At 71.6% G+C, this 20,049-nt stretch carries 18 protein-coding genes and 1 pseudogene; 9 read left to right on the forward strand and 10 right to left on the reverse strand.

The features are described 5' to 3' along the window. The first annotated feature begins 20 nt into the window (after positions 1-20). Positions 21-737, forward strand: coding sequence for an ABC transporter ATP-binding protein (locus tag FXF65_RS18775; protein WP_246198922.1), 717 nt, complete (start codon positions 21-23; stop codon positions 735-737). Further along, on the forward strand, positions 734-3,031 hold the full coding sequence (locus FXF65_RS18780; protein ID WP_222868633.1) for an ABC transporter permease: 2,298 nt from the start codon (positions 734-736) through the stop codon (positions 3,029-3,031). The genes FXF65_RS18775 and FXF65_RS18780 overlap by 4 nt, the downstream gene beginning before the upstream one ends. Positions 3,032-3,034: 3 nt before the next feature. Here FXF65_RS18780 and FXF65_RS18785 read toward each other — a convergent pair whose 3' ends face one another. From FXF65_RS18785 to FXF65_RS18795, 3 genes are read right to left on the reverse strand one after another with little or no spacing between them, the layout of a single operon-like run. After that, complete coding sequence (locus tag FXF65_RS18785; RefSeq protein ID WP_246198924.1) at positions 3,035-4,306, reverse strand: sensor histidine kinase; 1,272 nt, start codon at positions 4,304-4,306, stop codon at positions 3,035-3,037. Then, entirely contained in the window at positions 4,303-4,956 is a 654-nt protein-coding gene (locus FXF65_RS18790) for a response regulator transcription factor (RefSeq protein ID WP_148351269.1), read from the reverse strand. The genes FXF65_RS18785 and FXF65_RS18790 overlap by 4 nt, the downstream gene beginning before the upstream one ends. A 49-nt stretch (positions 4,957-5,005) precedes the next feature. Continuing rightward, complete coding sequence (locus FXF65_RS18795; protein ID WP_148351270.1) at positions 5,006-5,371, reverse strand: glyoxalase superfamily protein; 366 nt, start codon at positions 5,369-5,371, stop codon at positions 5,006-5,008. A 346-nt stretch (positions 5,372-5,717) separates the two neighbouring features. On the opposite strand from FXF65_RS18795, the gene FXF65_RS18800 reads away from it, so the two are divergent. The 3 genes from FXF65_RS18800 to FXF65_RS18805 are packed head-to-tail and all read left to right on the forward strand — an operon-like array spanning position 5,718 to position 7,388. Continuing rightward, on the forward strand, positions 5,718-5,927 hold the full coding sequence (locus tag FXF65_RS18800; protein ID WP_246198925.1) for a hypothetical protein: 210 nt from the start codon (positions 5,718-5,720) through the stop codon (positions 5,925-5,927). A gap of 55 nt (positions 5,928-5,982) precedes the next feature. Next, positions 5,983-6,582, forward strand: a complete 600-nt coding sequence (locus FXF65_RS43815) for a DUF6879 family protein (RefSeq protein ID WP_187412381.1) — start codon at positions 5,983-5,985, stop codon at positions 6,580-6,582. Next, positions 6,552-7,388: a phytanoyl-CoA dioxygenase family protein gene (locus tag FXF65_RS18805; protein ID WP_187412382.1), complete on the forward strand. Its 837-nt coding sequence runs from the start codon at positions 6,552-6,554 to the stop codon at positions 7,386-7,388. Before FXF65_RS43815 ends, FXF65_RS18805 begins: the two co-directional genes overlap by 31 nt. A gap of 21 nt (positions 7,389-7,409) precedes the next feature. Here the strand turns inward: FXF65_RS18805 and FXF65_RS18810 are convergent, their stop codons facing one another. Then, positions 7,410-9,851, reverse strand: a complete 2,442-nt coding sequence (locus tag FXF65_RS18810; RefSeq protein WP_222868634.1) for an ATP-binding protein — start codon at positions 9,849-9,851, stop codon at positions 7,410-7,412. A gap of 336 nt (positions 9,852-10,187) precedes the next feature. Continuing rightward, positions 10,188-10,403, reverse strand: coding sequence for a hypothetical protein (locus tag FXF65_RS18815; protein WP_148351272.1), 216 nt, complete (start codon positions 10,401-10,403; stop codon positions 10,188-10,190). 240 nt (positions 10,404-10,643) lie between these two features. Here FXF65_RS18815 and FXF65_RS46265 point away from each other — a divergent pair. Both FXF65_RS46265 and FXF65_RS18820 read left to right on the forward strand, forming a co-directional pair. Then, positions 10,644-10,949: pseudogene (locus FXF65_RS46265) on the forward strand (Scr1 family TA system antitoxin-like transcriptional regulator); the annotation flags it as partial. Next, entirely contained in the window at positions 10,946-11,152 is a 207-nt protein-coding gene (locus tag FXF65_RS18820) for a DUF397 domain-containing protein (protein WP_148351273.1), read from the forward strand. The pseudogene FXF65_RS46265 and the gene FXF65_RS18820, both read left to right, overlap by 4 nt. A gap of 50 nt (positions 11,153-11,202) precedes the next feature. On the opposite strand, the gene FXF65_RS18825 is transcribed toward FXF65_RS18820, so the two are convergent. The 4 genes from FXF65_RS18825 to FXF65_RS18840 all read right to left on the reverse strand — a co-directional run bounded on the left by FXF65_RS18825 (position 11,203) and on the right by FXF65_RS18840 (position 17,249). Next, entirely contained in the window at positions 11,203-12,849 is a 1,647-nt protein-coding gene (locus FXF65_RS18825; RefSeq protein ID WP_148351274.1) for a serine/threonine-protein kinase, read from the reverse strand. 240 nt (positions 12,850-13,089) lie between these two features. After that, on the reverse strand, positions 13,090-14,379 hold the full coding sequence (locus FXF65_RS18830) for an MFS transporter (protein WP_148351275.1): 1,290 nt from the start codon (positions 14,377-14,379) through the stop codon (positions 13,090-13,092). After that, positions 14,358-15,539 carry a glycosyltransferase family 4 protein gene (locus tag FXF65_RS18835; protein ID WP_222868635.1) on the reverse strand — a complete coding sequence of 394 codons (1,182 nt, stop codon included), beginning with the start codon at positions 15,537-15,539 and terminating at the stop codon, positions 14,358-14,360. The genes FXF65_RS18830 and FXF65_RS18835 overlap by 22 nt, the downstream gene beginning before the upstream one ends. An 87-nt stretch (positions 15,540-15,626) precedes the next feature. Continuing rightward, the gene (locus FXF65_RS18840; RefSeq protein WP_148351276.1) at positions 15,627-17,249 is read right to left on the reverse strand and encodes a GMC oxidoreductase; all 1,623 of its coding nucleotides are present in this window, start codon (positions 17,247-17,249) and stop codon (positions 15,627-15,629) included. Between the two features lie 149 nt (positions 17,250-17,398). Between FXF65_RS18840 and FXF65_RS18845 the strand changes: the two genes are divergently transcribed. Next, complete coding sequence (locus FXF65_RS18845) at positions 17,399-18,478, forward strand: NAD(P)H-dependent amine dehydrogenase family protein (RefSeq protein ID WP_148351277.1); 1,080 nt, start codon at positions 17,399-17,401, stop codon at positions 18,476-18,478. Then, complete coding sequence (locus tag FXF65_RS18850; protein ID WP_148351278.1) at positions 18,475-18,957, forward strand: carboxymuconolactone decarboxylase family protein; 483 nt, start codon at positions 18,475-18,477, stop codon at positions 18,955-18,957. The genes FXF65_RS18845 and FXF65_RS18850 overlap by 4 nt, the downstream gene beginning before the upstream one ends. A 99-nt stretch (positions 18,958-19,056) precedes the next feature. On the opposite strand, the gene FXF65_RS18855 is transcribed toward FXF65_RS18850, so the two are convergent. Further along, positions 19,057-19,965, reverse strand: coding sequence for a TauD/TfdA dioxygenase family protein (locus FXF65_RS18855; protein ID WP_148351279.1), 909 nt, complete (start codon positions 19,963-19,965; stop codon positions 19,057-19,059). Between the last annotated feature and the right edge of the window lie 84 nt (positions 19,966-20,049).

Genomic DNA, 20,049 nt, shown 5'->3' on the forward strand with positions numbered 1-20,049 from the left:
CCGGTGTCAGGTTTGGGCGCGTGGAGATACAAGAAGCGGAAATGGTCGTGCGGCTTGAGGTCGTGCGGAAGACGTATGGCGGGGTCGCGGCGCTGGACGGGGTGTCGCTGAGCGTGCGGGCCGGGGAGGCCGTGGCCGTCATGGGGCCCTCGGGCAGTGGGAAGTCGACGCTGCTCAACATGGTCGCCGGGCTGGACAAGCCGAGTTCCGGGAAGGTCGTGGTCGGGGGCGACGACGTGTCCGGGATGGGCGAGGCGGCGCTCGCGCGGTTCCGGCGGCGCCGGGTCGGGATGGTGTTCCAGTTCTTCAACCTGCTCGACGACCTGCCCGCGCTCGACAACGTGGCGCTCGCCGGGCGGCTCGTCGGGGTCCCGGCGCGCAAGGCGCGGGCGCGGGCGGCGGAGCTGCTGGAGGAGCTCGGCCTCGCCGACCGGCGGGACGCCTACCCGGCCGTGCTGAGCGGCGGGGAGCGGCAGCGGGTCGGGGTGGCGCGGGCGCTGATGAACCGTCCGGCGCTGCTGCTCGCGGACGAGCCGACCGGCGCGCTCGACAGCGCGACCGGCGAGCAGGTCGCCGAACTGCTGCTCGACCTCAACCGCAAGGGGCAGACGCTGCTGCTCGTCACCCATGACGAGGCGCTCGCCACGCGGTGCGCGACCCGGGTCGTCGAGTTCGTGGACGGACGGATCGTCCGCGAGGCGGAGCTGGAGCGGGGCGGATCATGGGGCGTCCGGTGAGCGCGGTGTGGGCCGCCTCGCGGGCGGGCGTCCGGCGGCGCAGGATGCAGACGGGCAGCATCGGGCTGGTGGTCGCGCTGGCCACCGCGACGCTGGTGTTCGGGCTCGGCCTGCTGTCGGCGTCGCACTCGATGTTCGACGACGCCTTCGCCAAAGCGCGCGGCGCGCACGCGGCGGCGGACTTCGACGCGGCGAGGACGACGGAGGCGCAGGTCGCGGCGACGGCGCACGGCTCGGGCGTGACCGCGGCGGCGGGCCCGTTCCGGACGGTGACGCTCGCCCGTCCGGACGGCCCGTCCGAAGTCCCGATGCAGTCCGAGGGCCTCACCGTCGCGGGACGCGCCGACCCCGGCGGCCCGGTGGACCGGCTCAGCCTCACCGCCGGGCGCTGGGTCCGGGGACCGGGCGAGATCGTCCTGCGGGGCAAGCCGATGGGGCCGTTCCGGCTCGGCGGCAAGGTGACCTCGCCGGGACGTCCGGAGCTGACCGTCGTCGGGTTCGCCGTCTCGGCGACGGGCGGAGTGGACGGCTGGGTCACGCCCGCGCAGGTCGCCGCGCTGCGCCCGGACGGGTTCCTGATGGAGTACCGGTTCGCGCGGGCCGGGGACCCGGCGGAGGTGCGGCGGAGCCTGAACGCGGCGGCGGCCGGGCTGCCGGTGCGCGGCTACGACTCGTACATGACCGCCAAGCGGGAGTTCGAAGGCAGGTTCAACCAGCTCGTCCCGTTCATCACGGTGTTCGGGATCCTCGCGCTGACGGTGTCGGTGTTCATCATCGGCAACGTCGTCAGCGGGGCGGTGATCTCCGGGTTCCGGCACATCGGCGTCATGAAGGCGCTCGGCTTCACACCCGGGCAGGTGACGTCGGTGTACGTCGGGATGGTCGCCGTCCCGACGGCGGCCGGGTGCGCGGTGGGGCTCGCGGTCGGGCATCTGCTCGCCGGGAGGATGGTGGCGAACCTGTCCGAGAACTTCGAGTTGCCGTCCGCGGGGGGAGTGTCGCTGCCGCTGGAGGCGGCGGCGGGCGGCGGGGTGCTCGCGCTCGCGGCGCTCGCCGCGCTGGTCCCGGCGCTGCGGGCCGGACGGCTCCCGGCCGTCCAGGCGATCAGCGCCGGGACGGTGTCGCGCCGCGGCCGCGGGCGGCGGGTGCAGCGGTGGCTCGTCCGGACGCGGCTGCCCCTGCCGGTCGGGCTCGGCCTCGGCCTGCCGGTCGCGCGTCCGGCCAGGGCGGCGGTCACGCTCGCCGGGCTCTGCCTCGGCGTGACCGCGGTGACCATGGGGCTCGGGCTGCACCAGACCGTCACCAAGATCATGACGGCGGACACCGAGAGCCGCACGTCGGTGCGGGTCGGCGTCGACCCGCGGAACCCGGCGGGGAGCATGTCCGCCGACCGGCTGGCCGCGACGGTGCGGGCCCAGCCGGGCACCGCGCACGTGACGGCGTCCGTTCAGCGGCCGATGCGGGTGCCGGGGCTCGCCACGGGGGCGTCGGCCGAGACCTACAGCGGGGACTACCGGCCGTTCCTCGGGGACAACCTCGTTCGCGGGCGGTGGTTCACCGGTCCGGGCGAGGTCGTGCCGAGCGAGGCGTTCATGCGGCTCCAGGGCCTGCACGTCGGCGATCCCCTCTCCGTCCAGGTGGACGGGACGCGGCTCACGCTCAAGATCGTCGGCGCGTTCTCGCACCCCGACACCGACCGGTTCATGCTCGACGCCGCGTCCCTGCCCGCCGCGAAGGGCAGGCCCGAACCGCCGCTGCTTCTGGTGATCGTGAAGGACGGGACCGACCCGGCCGCGTATGCCGCGCAGCTCAACAAGACGGGGGCGTCGGCCGGGCTGTTCGCCGAGACGGCCGCGCCCGACCTCGCGGACCGCGCCCTGTTCAGCGGCCTGTTCCTGGTGTTCTCGCTGATCATCTGCACGGCGGCGGCGCTCGGCGTGCTCAACAGCGTGCTGCTCGGCGCGCGGGAGCGGGCCCGGGACCTCGGCGTGCTGAAGGCCGTCGGGATGCCGCCGCGGCGGGTCGTGCTGATGATGGTGACGTCCATGGCCGCGCTCGGGGTCGCGGGCGGCGCGATCGGCGTCCCGCTCGGGGTGCTCGCGCACCACGGCGTCGTCGAGCTGACCGGCGACCTGCTCGGCAGCGGGATGGCCGCGCCGTGGATCCACGTCTACGGCTGGGCGCTGCTGCTCCTGCCCGCCTGCGTCGGGCTCGCGGTCGCCGTCCTCGGCGCGTGGCCGCCCGCCGTGCGCGCCGCCGCCGTCCGGACCGCGACCGTCCTGCGCAGCGAGTGACCCTCACCGCGCGGGAACCGGCGCGCTGACCGGGAGGGCCACGGCGACGGTGAGGCCGCCGTCCGCACCCGCCGTGGCCCGCACGGTCCCGCCGTGCGCGTGGACGATCGCCGCGACGATCGACAGCCCCAGCCCGGCGCCGTCCGCCGACCCGGTCCGGTCGGCGTGCAGGCGGCGGAACGGCTCGAACAGCTCGTGCACCCGCTCGGGCGGGACCTGCGGCCCGGTGTTGCGGACGGTGAGCCCGCCGTCCGCCGACACCTCCACCTCGACCCGCCCGCCGGGATGGTTGTGCCGGATCGCGTTCTGCACCAGGTTCGCGGCCATCCGGGTGAGCAGCACCTCGTCGCCCGCGACCGTCACCGGCCGGACGTCCGCGGACACGGACACGGACACGCCGCCCCGCGCGGCGAGCGCCGCGTGGTCGTCGACGACCTGCTCGGCCACCGACGCGAGGTCCACGGGGGCCCGCGCGTCGAGGCCGCGCTCGCCCTGCGCGAGGACGAGCAGCCCCTCGATCAGCCGCTCCGACCGGCGCGTGTTGCGCAGCATCTCGTCCCGGACCTCGGCGAGCCGCGCCGGATCGGGGTCGGCGAGGCCGACCTCGATCGCCGTCCGCTGGATGGCGAGGGGCGTCCGCAGCTCGTGCGAGGCGTTCGCGACGAACCGGCGCTGGCTGTCGATCGCCTGTTCCAGCCGGTCGAGCATGGCGTCGAAGGTGTCGGCGAGCTCCTTCAGCTCGTCGTCGGGGCCGGTCAGCGCGATGCGCTCGTGCAGCGTCGACAGCGACAGGAGGCGGGCGGTCGCGGTGATCCGGGTCAGCGGCCGCAGCAGCCGTCCGGTGAGCCACCAGCTCACCGCGAACGCCAGCACGATGATCACCGCGATGGCGACCAGGGTGACCAGCCGCTGCGAGCCCGCCAGGCTGTCGTGGAACTCCTTCGGGCCGACGACGTCCCGCCCCGTCCCGTCCCGCGGGCCGAGCGCGTCCGGCGGGAGGGGCGCGTCCGGCGGGACGGGCCTTTTGGGCATGTCGCGGCCGACCGGATCGAAGGGGACCTCCGAGCACGGCGGCCCCGCGCCCCGCTGGTCGCACGGGACGTCCCGGGCCGGGATGATGAAGGGCCCGTCCGACACCTGGTCGTCCAGGATCCGCTTCTGGATCCACACGACGGCCCCGAGGACGCTCAGCGTGATCACGGTGAACAGCCCGCCGTAGAGCAGCGTCATCCGGGCCCGCACCGACCCGCGCACCGCCTGCCTGGGCGACCTCACAGCCGGTACCCGTGCCCGGGGACGGTCACGATCACGGCCGGTTCGCCGAGCTTCGACCGGAGCTTGCTCATGGTCACCTTCACGACGGTGGTGAACGGGTCGGTGTGCTCGTCCCAGGCCCGCTCCAGCAGCGTCTCCGTGCTGACGACCGTGCCGCGCGCCTGCATGAGCACCTCCAGCACGGCGTACTCCTTGCGGGACAGCCGCAGGTCGTGGCCGTCCCGCCGGGCCTGCCGCCGCGCCGTGTCGAGCGTGATCCCGCCGTGCTCCAGCACCGGCGGCAGCGGCGGGACGTTCCGCCGCGCAAGCGCCCCGATCCGCGCGACCAGCTCGTCGAACGCGAACGGCTTGGCCAGGTAGTCGTCCGCCCCGAGGTTCAGCCCCGAGACCCGGTCGTGCACCGCGCCCGACGCGGTCAGCATCAGGATGCGCACGTTCTCCCCGCGCTGCGCCAGCTCCCGGCAGATCTCGTCGCCGTGCACGTGCGGCAGGTCGCGGTCGAGCACGAGGACGTCGTACTCGTTGACCGCGAGCCGCTCCAGCGCCCCCGCCCCGTCGTAGGCGACGTCCACGGCCATCGCGCGCTTGCGCAGTCCCTCGGCCACCAGATCGGCGAGGAACCGCTCGTCCTCGGCCACGAGTATCCGCATCGTCCCATTGCCGCAGACCAGGGATAAGGCGGCGGTTAACGTCGGCGGGTCAGACGATCTGCTGGATGTTCCACTTGTTGCCGTCAGGGTCGGTGAAGTACACGAACCGCCCCCACGGATACTCGTGGACGTCGCTCACCTCGACCCCCCGCCCGGCCAGCTCCGCCCGCGCCGCGTCCGCGTCGGCGACGACGAGCTGCAGCCCCTTCAACGACCCGGGCGCCATGTCGGGCTCAAGCCCCGTCCCGATGGCGATCGAGCAAGCCGACCCCGGCGGCGTCAACTGCACGAACCGGATCTGCTCGTTCACCTGATGGTCGTGATCCGCATTGAACCCGACCTTGTCGACATAGAACGCCTTGGCCCGATCCACATCCGAAACCGGCACCGCCACAAGCTCCAACCTGAAATCCATGCCCCCATCCTTCCAGTCCGCTCCGCGAGGCGGTCCGGCCGGGATCATGCCCGGCGATCCGCGGGCCACTCCTCCCGCGCACCCGGACGTGCCGCTTCGGCGGCCGCCGCATTTCGATGGGTCGCGTGACGCTGATCCTTTCATGAGTAGAGATTGCCGAGCACAGATATCAAGTATGGTGATTATTGACCACTGTGTCAGATGAGATTGGACATGGCGGATTATGGCCACATGAAATCCGCGATCAGGTCAGTGGTCGCCGAGAATCTCTGATACCCCAATTCCGCTATCGCTTGACTCGTTCATGGAACTCGTTATATAACTGCGAACAAATAAAAAAGGCAAGGTGAAGGTCCACGTCATGGCGCTCAGGCTGATCGGGGGATCCGGCTGCGGGAACGGGCCGTGCCCCGCGGTGTACGAGACGGACAACGGCACGATCGTGGTGCAGGGATTCGTCGTCGACCCGGAGAGGGCGGAGCTCGTGCTGCCGCCCGGAGAAGGGGCGGTGGAGATCCCGCGCTACATCCTGGAGCGCGCGCTCGCCGCCGGATGACGGTGCCCGACGGCGGATCCGCCCTCAGTTCGGGAGATCTATCATCATTCTCAACATGGATCAGTTCGGCCGTTTATTCACCGAATTCCGGGAGTCCGCGAGCCGCATCGAGACGCTCCCCGTCTACCGCGTGGACGACGAGCGCGAGAATTTCGAACACTACCTGGCCGGGGCGCCGCTCCCGCCGGGACGGAACGAGGAATGGGCGCAGAACATCCGTGAATGCGTCGCCGGCGGGAAGTACATGGGCCGGGTCCACATCATCGACCGCGTCCTCACGCCGTACCTCCAATTCGAGATCGACTGGTACTACGCGGTCAACGGCGCCGCGGGCGAGGACATCCGGTTCATATTCCGCGACGACGTCCCCGACGGCCCGTTCACCGACACCTGGATCTTCGACGACGAGATCGTGGTCGACCTGAGCTACGACGACGACGGCCGCTTGCTGTACGTCAACCGGAACGAGGCCCCGGCGCGGCTGGAGCAGGCACGGACCGCCTGGCGGGAGTTCCACGCCCGGTCCTTCCCGCTCGCCGAGCTCCTGGCGGCGATCCGCGGCGCCGACCTGCCGGTGCCGGGCCGGACGTCCCGCCACGGTTCCGTCCCCGCGGAGGTGGACGCATGCGCCGGTCCGACGACGGGCGGCACCTGAGCACCGAGTTCGTGATCAACGACCAGGCGGCCGGGTATCCCCGCCGGACCGTCGAGACCACCGCGACCCCGGAGGAACTGGACGGTCTCGTCGGCTCCGGCTACCTGGTCCTCCGGGGCGTGCTCGACCGCGAGACCGCCGGCGCCCTCGCGGAGGCCGTGCTGCGGCTCGCCGAGTCCGAGGCCGACAGGCCCGAGGCCGAGAGCCTCCCCGGCGACAGCATCTACATCCGGTCGCTGCTCGACAAGGACCCGGTGTTCCATCCGCTGCTCCGCTTCGAGCCCCCGCTCTCCATCGCGCGGACCCTGCTCGGCCCGCAGGTCTGGATCGACCTGGAGGCCCGGCTGAACCACGCGGGCCGTCCGGGCGTCTCGGTGCCCTGGCACGCGCACCTGCCGGTGATCCCCGATCCCGTGCCCGCCCTGTTCAGCCACCCGCACCAGATCCACTGCCTCCTTTACCTTGACCACATCACCGAACGGGAAGGGGCCCTCTGCCTCATCCCCGGGTCGCACAGCAGGGGCGACCTGCGGATACCCCTCGGTGACCAGAGCGACCGGCCCGGACAGGTCGAGCTCTACTTCGAGCCGGGTGACGCGGTGCTCATCCACGCCAACTTGTGGCACCGGACCGTCCCGTCCAAGGCGGACGCCGGATATCGGCGGCTGCTGCTGCTCGGGTTCGTCCCGTCGTGGGTGAGGTCGGACGTGGGGCGTGGAGTGGCGGCCGAGCGTCCGCTGACGGTGGAACTGGCGCGTAGCGGGGACGCCGAGACCCGCGAGCTTCTCGGCGAGTTCCAGTGGTGACGGCCGTCGCGGTCGATTGATCTACTCGCCGCCCGTCGACTGCCCCAGGGCCGCGCTGAGGGCGTCCCGGAGTGCCGCCGACAGCACGTCGTCGTAGTCGGCCAGGATCGTCAGGGCCTCCCGCCGGTACCGCGCCGCCTCCTCCGCGCCGGTGCCGTCGTCGGACGCCGACGAGGCGTCCGCCAGGTGGGCGAGGCTCTTCGCGCGCTTCCACCGGTCCCCGACCTGCTGATGGACGGCGGCCGCCCGCCGGTGGAAGTCGGCGGCGTCGGACGGCCTGGCCAGCGCGAGGTAGGCGCGGCCCGTGCCGTCCAGGGCCATCGCCTCGCGGCTCGGATCGCCCTCCCGGCGGAAGATCACGGCGGCGCGCTGGGTGGAGCCGAGCGCGTCCTCGGGCAGTCCGGCGGCGAGCTGCGCCTTGCCCAGGTAGAGCAGGGCCGTGCCCTCCCACAGCGGGTTGTCCATCTCCCGCGCGATCGCCACCGCGGCGGCCGCCGCGGACAGGGCCCCGTCCGGCTCGCCCCGCCTCCGCCGCAGCAGGCTGAACCCGGTGAGGACCATCGACTCGTACAGGCGGTCGTCGAGCGCGCGGAAGGAGCCAAGCGCCTCGGTGAGGAGTCCCCGCGCCTCGTCGGGCCGGTCCAGTTGGAGGAGTGCGTAGCCGAGGCTGTAGCGGACGGTCGCCGACCATCTCGGATCGTCCAGGTACCGGACGATCGACAGCGCTTCCTCCAGCTCCGCGCGGGCCCGCTCCGGACGGTGCGCGAACAGCTCCACCCAGCCGAGCCCGTTGAGCGCCTTCACCGTGCTGAGCCGGTCGCCCAGCTCCCGGTGGATCGCGATCGCCGCCCGGTGGTGGCGGGCGGCCTCGTCCAGCCGCAGCGTCATCCGGCAGAGACGGCCGAGACCGTCGCGCAGGACCGCCTCGCCCTCCAGATCGCCGAGCCGCCGCACCGCGTCCAGACCCGCGAGGGACGTGACCTGCCAATCCTGGAAATGGTTGTAGGTCGCGTAGATCCGCTCCAGTACCGCCGTCAGCTTCCAGGCGAGGTCCAGCCGCTCGGTCTCGGACGCGGCCCGCACCGCGCCCACCAGGTTCAGCTTCTCCTCGGCATACCACCGGGCGGCCTGGTCCCGGTCGGTGAAGGGGACCGGCGGGAAGTCCGGCGACGGCTCGACCGCGAACAGCAGCGTCGTGTCATGGGAGATCAGGAGGACGCACTGGTACGCGCAGTGCAGGTACCAGGCGCACACCCGCTCGACCGCCTCCAGTTGCTCCGGCTGCGGGATCTCGGCTCCGGCCCTGTCCACCGCGTAGGCGCGCAGCAGGTCGTGGAACCGGTAGCGGCCCGGCGTCCCGCTTTCCAGCAGATACGCGCCGGTGAGGACGTCGAGGGAGGTGCGGACCCGGTCATCCTCGGGACCTGCCAGCACCATCGCCGCCGTCACGCCGAAGTCGCCCCCGGGGTGCAGGCCCAGGAGGCAGAACAGCCGGGCCGCGTCCGCCGGGAGCGCGCGGTAGGACCACGCGAAGACCGTCCGGACCGCGTCGGCCTCGCCCTCGTCGCCCGTGGACAGCGCGTCCCAGAGCGACGACTCGTCCCGCAGGTCCGCGATCAGCTCGCCGAGCGGCATGCCGGGACGGCTGGCCGCGCGCTCCGCCGCGATGCGCAGCGCCAGGGGAAGGTGGGCGCACAGCCGGGCCAGTTCGGCGATGTCCGCCGGGTCGTCACCGGTCCGGTAACCCGCCGTGGTCTCGGTGAGCAGGGCGACCGACTCCCGCTCGGTGAGCGTGCCGAGGATCGTGCGCTGCGCGCCGTCCCGGACGAGGAGGCCCGACAGCCTGCTGCGGCTCGTCACGATCGCCAGGCTGGGCCCGGTGCCCGGGACCAGCGGCCTGACCTGCGCCGTCGTTCCGGCATTGTCGAGAATGACGAGCATTCGCCGATCCGCGAGAATCGACCGGTACAGGCTGGACTTGGCCTCCACGTCGTTCGGGACGGCCGACGCGGGAACGCCGAGCGCGATCAGAAAGCGCTCCAGCGCCTGGCCGGGCAGCACGGGAAGGCCCGGATCATATCCGCGAAGATCGATATAAAGCTGCCCATCCGGGAATTCTTCGCGGACGCCGTGCGCCCAATGCAGGGCCAACGACGTCTTTCCCACTCCCGCCGTTCCGGCGATCACGTAGACGACCGTTCCGGCGCCGGTCCTCAGCCCGGTCCGCCGCGCGGCGACCAGCTCGTCCAGCCGTTCCATGTCGTCCAGGCGGTTGACGAAGACCCTGACGCCGCGGGGGAGCTGCCACGGCGCGGAATGCGTCCCGCGTCCGTAGTGGAAATGTATGTCGCCACGGATATCTCGGGCTTGTACGACGTCACCGGCTCGTCCCGACATGGTGGAGCGGATGCCTTGGGCGGCGTCATCATGCTGGTTCTCCGACATGCGATCACCCGTCGTCAACGACGACTCCACCCTACGCTTCCCGTCCATCTCGGGAAATGCGTCCCCAGGGCCAGGTAGGGCCAGCTCAGACGGCCAAAGACCCAGACTTCGCCGCTACCGTACGAGCATTCACGGGCAGGGCCGAAAAGACCCGGAGCGGCCGCCGTCCAGGGGGCGCGGCGGCCTGCTCTTCCTGGGGCGGGGGAGAGCCACCGCACGCGGCGGCCGCTCCGGGAGTTCAGCGGTGTCTGCCCACGTAGCCCGTCTCGGAGACGGCCAGGCCGACGAAGAAGACCAGTGCCCACGCCGCGATGCCGGTCAGCAGGGCCAGCCCTATGATCACGAGAGCGGAGATCACAGGTTCTCCTCGATCTTGCGCTGGGCGGCCAGCGCCTCGCTGAGCAGCTCGTACGAGTCCTCGATGAGGGTCGCCCTCATGCCGAAATACAGCTCTCTCCGCGTGAGCGGACGGCCGAGGCGAGTGGCGATGAGGCATTCCATCGTCGGCGGACGGCGGATGTGCCAACCGGGATATTGCTCCTGAAGACATGCGCGTTCTTGATCGTTCACGGGTCGGGTTCCCCTCGCCGCGGCGCTGGGCTGCACTCCGCAATGGATCGCGAAGGTCGAGACCTACGAAAAGCCGCCATCCGAGGGCCTCGCCGACGACCTCGACACCTTCTTCGAGGCTGGCGGTACGTTCCGCCGCATGTGGGACAGGCTCCAGGAGGCTCGGAAGCGCGGCCTCATCCCGACCGGTTTTCGGCCGTTGATGGACGCTGAAAAGGAGGCGGCACAGAGTCCGTTCTCCGGGACGTCCCGCCGGAGGTTCGCGCCGGGCAGTGCAAGCGCCTATTGGATTTGGCTCAACTGCCAAATATAGCGATCCAGGTACTTCCAGCTTGCGCTTGCGTCTTCGAGACCGGATTCCAAGTTCTCACCTTCGAGAAGTCGGTCGATCTCGCCTACATCGAGGGTGCGGGTGGAAATGGCCAGATGCTCGCTGACCCGGCCGCGGTCCTCAGCCTTGCCGTCCTGTTCAATGTGGCAAGATCTGAGGCGTTGTCGGCGAACGAATCCGCCGCACGGATACAGACCCTCATGGAGGGCACGTGAGCACCCCCCGCTCGTCGTCCAAAAACTGGCGCAAGAGTACGTACAGCGACTCTTCAGGGGGCAACTGCGTCGAGGTTGCCGCACTTCCCTTGGTCGTGGGCGTTCGGGACTCGAAGGATCCGGATGGTCCGGTACTGGCGTTCGGGCGCGCGGCCTTCGGGGAGTTGGTGAGCGGCATCCGGGGTGGACAGTACGACCGGTAGTACACCGGGGCCGTTGGCGGCGGCACGGTTGTGTCCGAGCCGCCGATGGATCAGTTGCCTGGGGTTGGTGGGGTGCCCTGGTAGACCGTCAGGTCGAACATGATGTAGGAGGTGGGCTCGGAGCCCGTCTCCTTTATCTTGATGAGGCCGACCAGGCCGCTATCGGTGGTGGCGCAGATCAGCTTGCCTTTGATCAAGTATTCCGAGCCGAGGCGGGAGGCGTAGCGGGTGTTGTCGAGGCAGTTCGCGTAGTTGCCGGACTGGCCCGGAGGCAGCACTGACAGTTTGTTCGCGTTGATGGCGTAGCCGTCGTAGGAAAGATCGCTCTCTCCTACCTTGTCCGTGGGGTGCTTGGGGTCGTCGGCGAAGGTCACCGAGTAGCCGCTGCTCAGGTTGATGCTGGTGTAGTGGCCGAGTTGGCTGCCTATGCCTTTGCCGTCCTCCGTGCCACCGCCGCTGTTCGTGCCACCGCCGCTGTTCGTGGCGGCGCCGGATGGGGCCGCGCCGAGTGGGGGCTGCCGCTCGCTTCTGCTTCTGTGTGCCGCGGTGACCCCGACGGTGATGATCAGCGCGAAGAGGAGCAGCGCGGCCACCCCGCCGATGACGATCTTGGTAGCGGCTGAGCCGGAGGACGCGGGCGGGCGGGGTCCCGGCGAGATTGGGGAGCCCGGAGGCGGGACGGGGAACACACGTCCAGGAGGCGGGCCGGGGTACGGGCGTGGCGGCGCGCCTATGGGCGTCGTCCCGGCCGTCGCCATGTGCGGGGCCGTGCCGGGATGGGGTGGTGGGGGAGGGGTGGTGGCGTAGGCGGGGAGGCGGCGGGTTACGTCGTCCGGGAGCCATCCGGCGGACGGCGCGTCCGCGTCGGCGTCGGCGGTCAGTTCGGCGCGGATCGCGGTGGCGTTCGGACGGGCTTCCGGGTCCTTGTCGAGGCAGCGCCGGAGCAGGTCGCGGAGCGACTCCGGGCAGCCGTCCAGGTTCGGCTCCTCGTGCGCGATGCGGAACAGGACGGCGGTGTCGGGGCCGTCGCCGAACGGGGTGCGGCCGGTGGCCGCGAAGAAGATCACGCTGCCGAGGGCGAAGTAGTCGACGGCCGTCGTGCAGTCGCGGCCGAGGGCCTGCTCGGGGGCCATGAACTGCGGTGATCCGATGCGCATCCCGGTCCGGGTGAGCGGCGTGGTGTCGGCGGCGCGGGCGATGCCGAAGTCGATGACGCGCGGGCCGTCCCCGGCGAGCAGCACGTTGGACGGCTTCAAGTCGCGATGCACGACCCGGGAGCCGTGGATCGCCTGGAGCGCCTCGGCCATGCCGGTGAGCAGCGCCCGGACGGTCTCCTCCGGCATCGGGCCGTTCGCCGTCACGGCCTGCGCGAGCGAGGGGCCGGGCACGTACGCCGTCGCCATCCACGGGCGTGGACCGTCCACCTGCGCGTCGATGACGGCCGCCGTGTAGCGGCTCTGCACCCGCTGCGCCGCGGTGACCTCCTGGCCGAACCGGCGGCGGAACTCGGGGTCGTCGGCGAACTCCGGGCGGATGACCTTGACGGCCAGCCGCCGTCCGCTCTGCGTGGTGGCCAGGTAGACGCGCCCCATCCCGCCCGCGCCCAGCCGGGCCAGCACCCGGTAGCCGCCGATGTCCGGCGGGTCGCCGGCCTCAAGGGGCGTGAACGGCGGGTCGGACCAGGCGGGGGGATGCATGCGTCCTCCTTGACCGGCACCTTCCGCCCGGATCGGCGAGCCTGCCGGAAACGTCTGTACCGTCCATGCTCGGTACCGAACTTTATCGTCGGCAGACCCGCGCGTCCCTCGCATTTGCGATCAAATCGCCAGGCGGCGGTACCGCTTCCGCCGCGATGTTTTTCAGGCGTGGGGCGATCATGCTGCGGCCTTTTGGGTGACCGTTATGGACATTCTTGCAAGCGTCTTGAGGAGAGACGATCAAGAGCTCGGAGGGTCGGCGTCGCGGGGCGAGCCGGGGACGCTTTCGTTGCGGATCAAGAATGTTCCGGCTATCACCACTAGGCCGGATAGGGCTAGGACCAGGCGGGGTGGGGTTACGCCCAGGGGGCTCACGTTCCATTCTTCGAGGGCGTCGGAGGCGGCGCCCGAGACGAGGGCGGCCAAGGCCAGGCCGAAGCGGAGGGTGGCGTGGAAGGCCGTCAAAGCCAGGTTGCGGCGGTAGCCGTCGAGGCTTTCCTGCATGTAGGTGATGCCGCCGACGAGGGCGGCGGTGGCGGCGCCGCCGAACAGGACGGCGCCGACGAACGACCAGGTCAGCGACGCGATGATGCCCATCATGGCGATCGTGACGCCCTGGATCGCGGTGGCCGTGCGGATCTGCGTCATGAGGTGCCAGTCGCCCTTGCGGACGATCACCAGCCCGCTCACCGCCCCGACCCCGAACAGGGCGACGAGGACGCCGAAGCCGATCGGGCCCGCGTGGACGACGTCCTGCACGAACACCACGCCGAGTGAGAACAGCGCGCCGAGTCCGAGCGCGACGACCGCGACGCCGGGGAGGACGCCGCGCACCACGGGCAGGCGGAGCGCGTCCAGGAATCCGCCCTGCTTCGGCTCGTCCTGCTCGGTCGACCAGCGTTCGCCGCGCCGCGGGCCGAGGTCGGGAATGGAGCGGATCGCGAAATAGGAGACGAGGTAGGTCAGCGCGTCCAGCCAGAACACGACGACGTAGCGCCAGTGGCCCTCCCAGCCGGCGTTGTTCGACAGCCAGAGGATGAGGCCGAACGCGCCCGCGCCGACCGGGATCATGCCGTAGGACGTGGCCATCGTGATGCCGTTGGCGACCTCCAGCGTGCCGGTGTCGTGCTCGTCCTGGTCGGGGCCCTCGATGAGCCAGGGGATGGCGGCGTCGCGGGCGGGCAGGAAGCACAGGCCGACGACCTCGATCGCGAACGCCCAGAAGTAGACCCACCAGAGGTGGGGCAGGACGGGCAGCGCCACCGCCATCCCGACGCGGATCAGGTCGGACGTCAGCATCACGCTCCGCCGCCGCCACCGGGTGACGACCCGCGCGGCGAGCGGGGCGCCGAGCGCGGACGGCAGCAGCCGCAGCACGAGGACGCCGCCGACCGCCGTGGTGGACTCGCTCAGTTCCAGGACGAAGTACATGAGGGCGAGCGTCCCCATCCAGTCGCCGAGGGAGGAGACGGTCTGGCCCAGCATAAGCCGCCGGAAGTCGCGGCGGTTCAGCTGGTCCTTGAGTCCCATGCGGGCTCGACCCCCCGTGCCGCGTCCCAGGGCCGTGGCGGCTCGACGGGTGGTGCGCCGCGCAGCAGGGCGGCGAGGCGGGCGGCGGCGCGGTCCCAGCTCCACTGCTCGCACACCCAGCGGCGGCCGTTCGCGCCGAGGGCGCGGGCCCGGTCCGGGTCGGAGAGCAGCTCGTGCAGGACGCCGGAGAGCGCGTCCGGCCGCGCCGCGTCGAGCAGGACGCCGGTCCGCCCGTCCTGGACGGATTCGGGGCTGCCCCCGGAGCGTCCGACGACGACCGGGAGCCCGGCCGCCGACGCCTCCAGCACCGACAGCCCGAGGCCCTCGACCTGGAGGCCGCCGCGCTCGTCCCGGCACGGCAGGACGAACACGTCGGCTGCGGCGTAGTAGCGCGGCAGGTCGGCGGGGGACACCGGGCCGGTGATCGTGACCGTGCCGGGCGCCGTGCGGGCCGCCTGGTCGGTGAGGCGGGCGCGGGTCGGGCCGTCGCCGACGATGACGAGCCGGGCGTCCGGGCGCCGTTGGACGACGTCCGGCCAGGCGTCCAGCAGCCGGTCGTGGCCCTTGCGCCGGACGAGCCGCGACACGCTCAGCACGACGGGGCCGTCCCCGAGCCCGTGCCGCCGCCGGACCGGGGCGCCGTCCAGGCCCGGCCGAAACCGGACCGGGTCGACGGCCCCGGCGAGCTGGACGAGGCGGGTCCGGTCGCCGAGGACGCGGGCCAGCTCCGCGCGCGTCCCGGCGCTGAGGAAGGTGAGGGCGTCGAACGCGGGCGCCACGGCGCGCAGCGCGGCGCGGGTCGGCGCGGCGCGGAACCAGCCGATCTCCTGCCCGTGCGTGGAGCCGATCAGACGGGGGAGCCCCGCGAGCTTCGCGAAGGGCGCGTACATGCCGAACGGCGCGGCGGCGGTGATCCAGGCGGCTTCGGCGCGGTGCCGGGCGGTGAGCCGCCGCAGTCCGCGGAACAGCAGGTAGGCGTGCCGCCGGACGACCGGGAAGTCGAGCCGGGCGTCGAACCGGGCGGCCCCCGGCCGGGCGGGCGCGATCACGAGCAGCCGGTCGGCGGGCAGCCTGCGCACGAGTTCCCAGGTGAACGTCTGCACCCCGCCCGGCTCCGGTGGGAAGTGCCCGGTGATCACGATCGTCCGGGGTATCTCCATGGGAAGCCGTTTCCCCGGCAGGCGGGAGCCATTCGCCGGGCACCGGCCGCACCCGCCCGCGACCGGTGCCCGAGCCCCCGCCCGCGGTCACAGGTCGGTGGCGATGACCTCCTCGATGTTCCGTTCGGCGAGTGCCGTGATGGTGACGAACGGGTTGACGCTGGTGTTACCGGGGATGAGCGATCCGTCGATGGCGTAGAGGCCGGGATGCCCGCGCAGGCGGCCGTAGTTGTCGGTGGCCCTGTTGAGGACGGCCCCGCCGAGCGGGTGGTAGGTGAGGTGGTCGCCCCAGATCTTGTACGCGCCGAAGAGGTCGGTGCGGTAGATCGTGCCCTCCTTCTGGTTGATCTTGTCGAAGATGGTCTTGGCCCGGTCGACGCTGGCCTGCTTCCAGGCGGTCTGCCAGTTCAGGTCGACGCGTCCGGCCGCCGCGTTCCAGGCGAACTCGGCGCGGTGCGGGGTGTTCGTGATCGACAGGTAGAACGAGGCGTAGGTCTCGATTCCGGTGGGGATCGGCGCGACCTCGGCGAACGCGCCGCCCGCGTCCCAGTTGTCGATCCCGCCGGTCGGCATGGCCGACTGGACCTTGCCGGTCGGGTCCCAGAGGTGGTTGGCCCGGCCGCACATGACGTTGCCGTTGTCGCCCCAGCCCTTGCCGATCTCGCCGTTCAGGTTGGGAAGCCCCCCGGTCGCCTTCATCTGGACGAGCAGTTTGCTGGTGCCGACGCTGCCCGCCGCGAAGAACACCCTGTCCGCGGTGACGGTCTTGGTGGCGGTGACGGCTCCGGACGTGTCGAGCTGGTCGATCACGACCGTGTACCCGCCGTTGGACGCGGGCGACACCGACGTCACCTTGTGCAGCGGCGAGATCGCGACCCGTCCGGTGGCCTTCGCCTGGGCCAGGTAAGTCTTCTGCAAGGACTTCTTGCCGTAGTTGTTGCCGTACAGGATCTCGGCCGCGAGCGCCGACTGCGGGACGGTTCCCGCCGCCTCACGCTTCATGTAGTCGAAGTCGTACACGTTCGGGACGTAGACGAACTCGAACCCGGAGCGCTGGGCGTGCTTCCGTCCGACGCGGGCGTACTGGTAGCAGTCGGTGGTGTCGAACCAGGCCCGGTCGATCTCGTTGACGCCGAGCCCGGCGTTGGCGCGCGGGTAGTAGACGCCGTACATCTCGTCCGCGTCGACGGACGGCAGGACGGCCCCGAACCGCGACCGCTTCGGCGTCACGGCCATCCCGCCGTTGACGAGCGAGCCGCCGCCGACGCCGCGCCCCTGGTAGACGAGGATGCCGCCGAAGTCCTCGGCGTCGAGGATGCCGGTGTAGCGCGGGACGTCCTTGTCGAGCGGGAAGCCCAGGAAGTTGCTGATCGGCTGCTTGGTGCGGGTGCGGAGCCAGTAGGAGCGGTAGTCGGGCGTCCGGGTGTTGGGGAAGAGCTTGCCGTCCGGGCCGGGGGCGTCCCAGGCCATGCCCATCTCGACCATGTGCACGTCGACGCCCGCCTGGGCGAGCCGGAGCGCGGCGACCGAGCCGCCGTAGCCGGTGCCGATGATCAGTGCCGGGACGCGGGCGCCGTCGCCGATCGGGCCCGCGGCGCCCGCGGCCGCCGCAGCGCGTTCCGGCAGGCCCAGCATGCCGAGCCCGACGATAGAACCGGTTCCAGCGAGGAACCTTCGCCGCGACAACCCGCCAGTGGTGGAGTCAGTCATGTGACCTCCCTCATTCGGGATGAGATTGAAACGGGTTCTACCTCCGCGCGGACGGGCGCGTCACGGGGTTACGTGAAAGTAACTCATGTCCACATGCGGCTACCAAGCATTTGCTTGGCTAGGACGCGAAACTCTGTTACGTTCCGGCCATGATCTCCGTGATCGTCTGGGGCACCGGCAATGTCGGACGGGCCGCGATCCGCGCCGTGGCGGCGCATCCGGCGCTGCGGCTCGCGGGGGTGATCGTCCATGATCCGGGCAAGGTCGGACGCGACGCGGGCGACCTCGCGGGCCTCGGCCGCGACCTCGGCGTCCCGGCGACCGGCGACGTCGGGGCGGTGCTGGCGGAGCGTCCGCAGGCCGTGGTGTACGCGGCGTCCGGCGACATCCGGCCCGACGACGCGCTCGCCGACGTCGTGTCCGCGATCCGGGTCGGGGCGGTCGTCGTCACGCCCGCCCTGTACGCGCTCTACGACCAGCGCGGCGCCCCGCCCGAGACGCGGCGGGCGGTACTGGACGCGGTCGCCGAAGGCGGCGGCTCGCTGTTCGTGTCGGGCATCGACCCGGGCTGGGGCAATGACGTCCTGCCGCTGCTGGTCAGCGGGCTCGGCGGCGTCGTGGACGCGATCCGCTGCCAGGAGATCTTCGACTACTCGGCCTACGACCAGCCGGACGCCGTCCGGTACCTGGTCGGCATGGGGCAGCCGATGGACTACGAGCCGCCGATGGTCGCGCCGTCCGTCCCGACGATGGTGTGGGGCGGGCAGATCCGGCTGATGGCGCGGGCGCTCGGCGCCGAACTGGACGAGATCCGCGAGACCGTCGAACGCCGTCCGCTGGACGCCGCCGTGGCCACCGCCGCCATGGGCGAGTTCGAGAAGGGGACGCAGGGCGCGCTCCGGTTCGAGGTGCAGGGGATCGTCGGCGGCGAACCGCGCATCGTGATCGAGCACGTCACGCGGATCGACCCGTCCTGCGCGCCCGACTGGCCGTCCCCGCCGGACGGGGACGGCGCGCACCGCGTGATCATCGGGGGCGCGCCGCGCATCGAGGTCACCGTCGAGGCGACCGACGAGGGCGGCAACCGCGCGGCGGGCGGCAACGCGACGGCGGCCGGACGGCTCGTCGGCGCGATCGACTGGCTGGTGGACGCCGAACCGGGGCTCTACGACGCGCTCGACGTCCCGTTGCGTCCCGCCGCCGGAAAGCTCGGGAGGGAGGCCGGATGAACATCGACGTCCCGGACGGCAAGGATCCGATCGGCTACGTGTGGGGCGAGATGGTGCCCGGCATCGGCCCGGCGGCGGCGAACCTGTCCCTCGCCGTGTACGAGCACACGACGCTCGGGCTGCGCGAGTTCGAGGCGGCCCGGCTGCGCGTCGCGCAGCTCAACGGGTGCCTGTTCTGCCTCGACTGGCGCACCGAGCGCGACGGGCGGAAGGTCGAGGAGGGCTTCGCGGACGCGGTGGCCGAGTGGCGTACCACTGGTGCGTTCGATGAGCGAACCCGCCTCGCCGCCGAGTACGCCGAGCGGTACGCCCTCGACCACCACGCGCTGGACGAGGAGTTCTGGGAGCGGATGACCGCGCACTACGACCAGCGCGAGATCGTGGAGCTGACGATGTGCGTCGGCTCCTGGCTCGCGTTCGGCCGGCTGAACCACGTGCTCGGCCTGGACTCCAGGTGCGTCCTTCCCCGCTCCCGGTGATCCGCGTCCTGTCCCCGGTCACGCCGTTCCGGGGGACGCCTTTCCGAACGACGCCGTTCCGGGCCCGGTGCCAGCCCAACACCAGGCCCGGATGTCTCGTCAGGCGGCCGACGCCGCCGGGGTGTAGTGGGAGGCGTCGTCGCCCTCGACGATGTAGGAGCGCCGTCCGTCCACGGCCTTCGGGACGTCGCCCGCGACGGTGACCCGGTGCAGCAGGCGGGGGAGGTCGCCGTAGTCGTCGGGCGCGTAGTGCTGGGTGATCCGGTTGTCGAACACGACGAGGTCGCCCGGCGCCCACACCCACCGCAGGACGTTCTCCGGCCGCGTCACGTACGCCTGGAGGAGGTCGAGGATCGCGCGCCCCTCGCGCGAGGACGTCAGCCCGACGACGCTCTGCGCGAACCCGCCGATGTACAGGTTCCGCTCACCCGACTCGGGGTGCACCCGCACCACCGGATGCGCGGTCTTCCACGTCTGGGACAGGAACGCGCGGCGGTGCTCGGCCGCCTTCGCGGGATCGACGCTGCCCTTCTGCGGCTTCACGTAGTCGTAGTCGTTGGAGTGGACGGCCCACAGCCGGTCGGCCAGCTCGCGCAGCTCGGCGGGCAGGTCGCGGTAGGCGGCGCCGGTGTTGGCGATCAGGGTGTTGCCGCCGTAGGGCGGGATGACGAGGCCGCGCAGGGTGCTGATCTTGGGCGGCGTCTGGATGAACGTGACGTCGGTATGCCACTGGTTCGCCCGGCCTGACTCGCTGTCGACCGGCAGGATCTCCGGATTCCCGTCCAGGGCGGGGACGGTCGGATGGGCGCCGGTGAGCGGGCCGAACCGGGACGCGAACGAGATCTGGTCGTCATCGGTCAGCTCCTGCCCGCGAAACCCCAGGACCTTGAACTCCAGCAGCGCGTCGTGCAGCTCGTCGAACAGTTTGTCGGAAAGGTCGCGCACGTCGAGGCCGACGACCTCGGCGCCGACCCGGCCGCCGATCCGGCGGATGTCGAACCCGGTCATGTGATCTACCCCTTCTCTGGTGACTCGGCTCAGGGTGGCTCGGCTCAGGCGGGTTGCGGGACGGGGAACGCGGGGCGGAACAGC

It is taken from the genome of Actinomadura syzygii, assembly GCF_008085905.1.
GTDB classification, from domain to species: domain Bacteria; phylum Actinomycetota; class Actinomycetes; order Streptosporangiales; family Streptosporangiaceae; genus Spirillospora; species Spirillospora syzygii.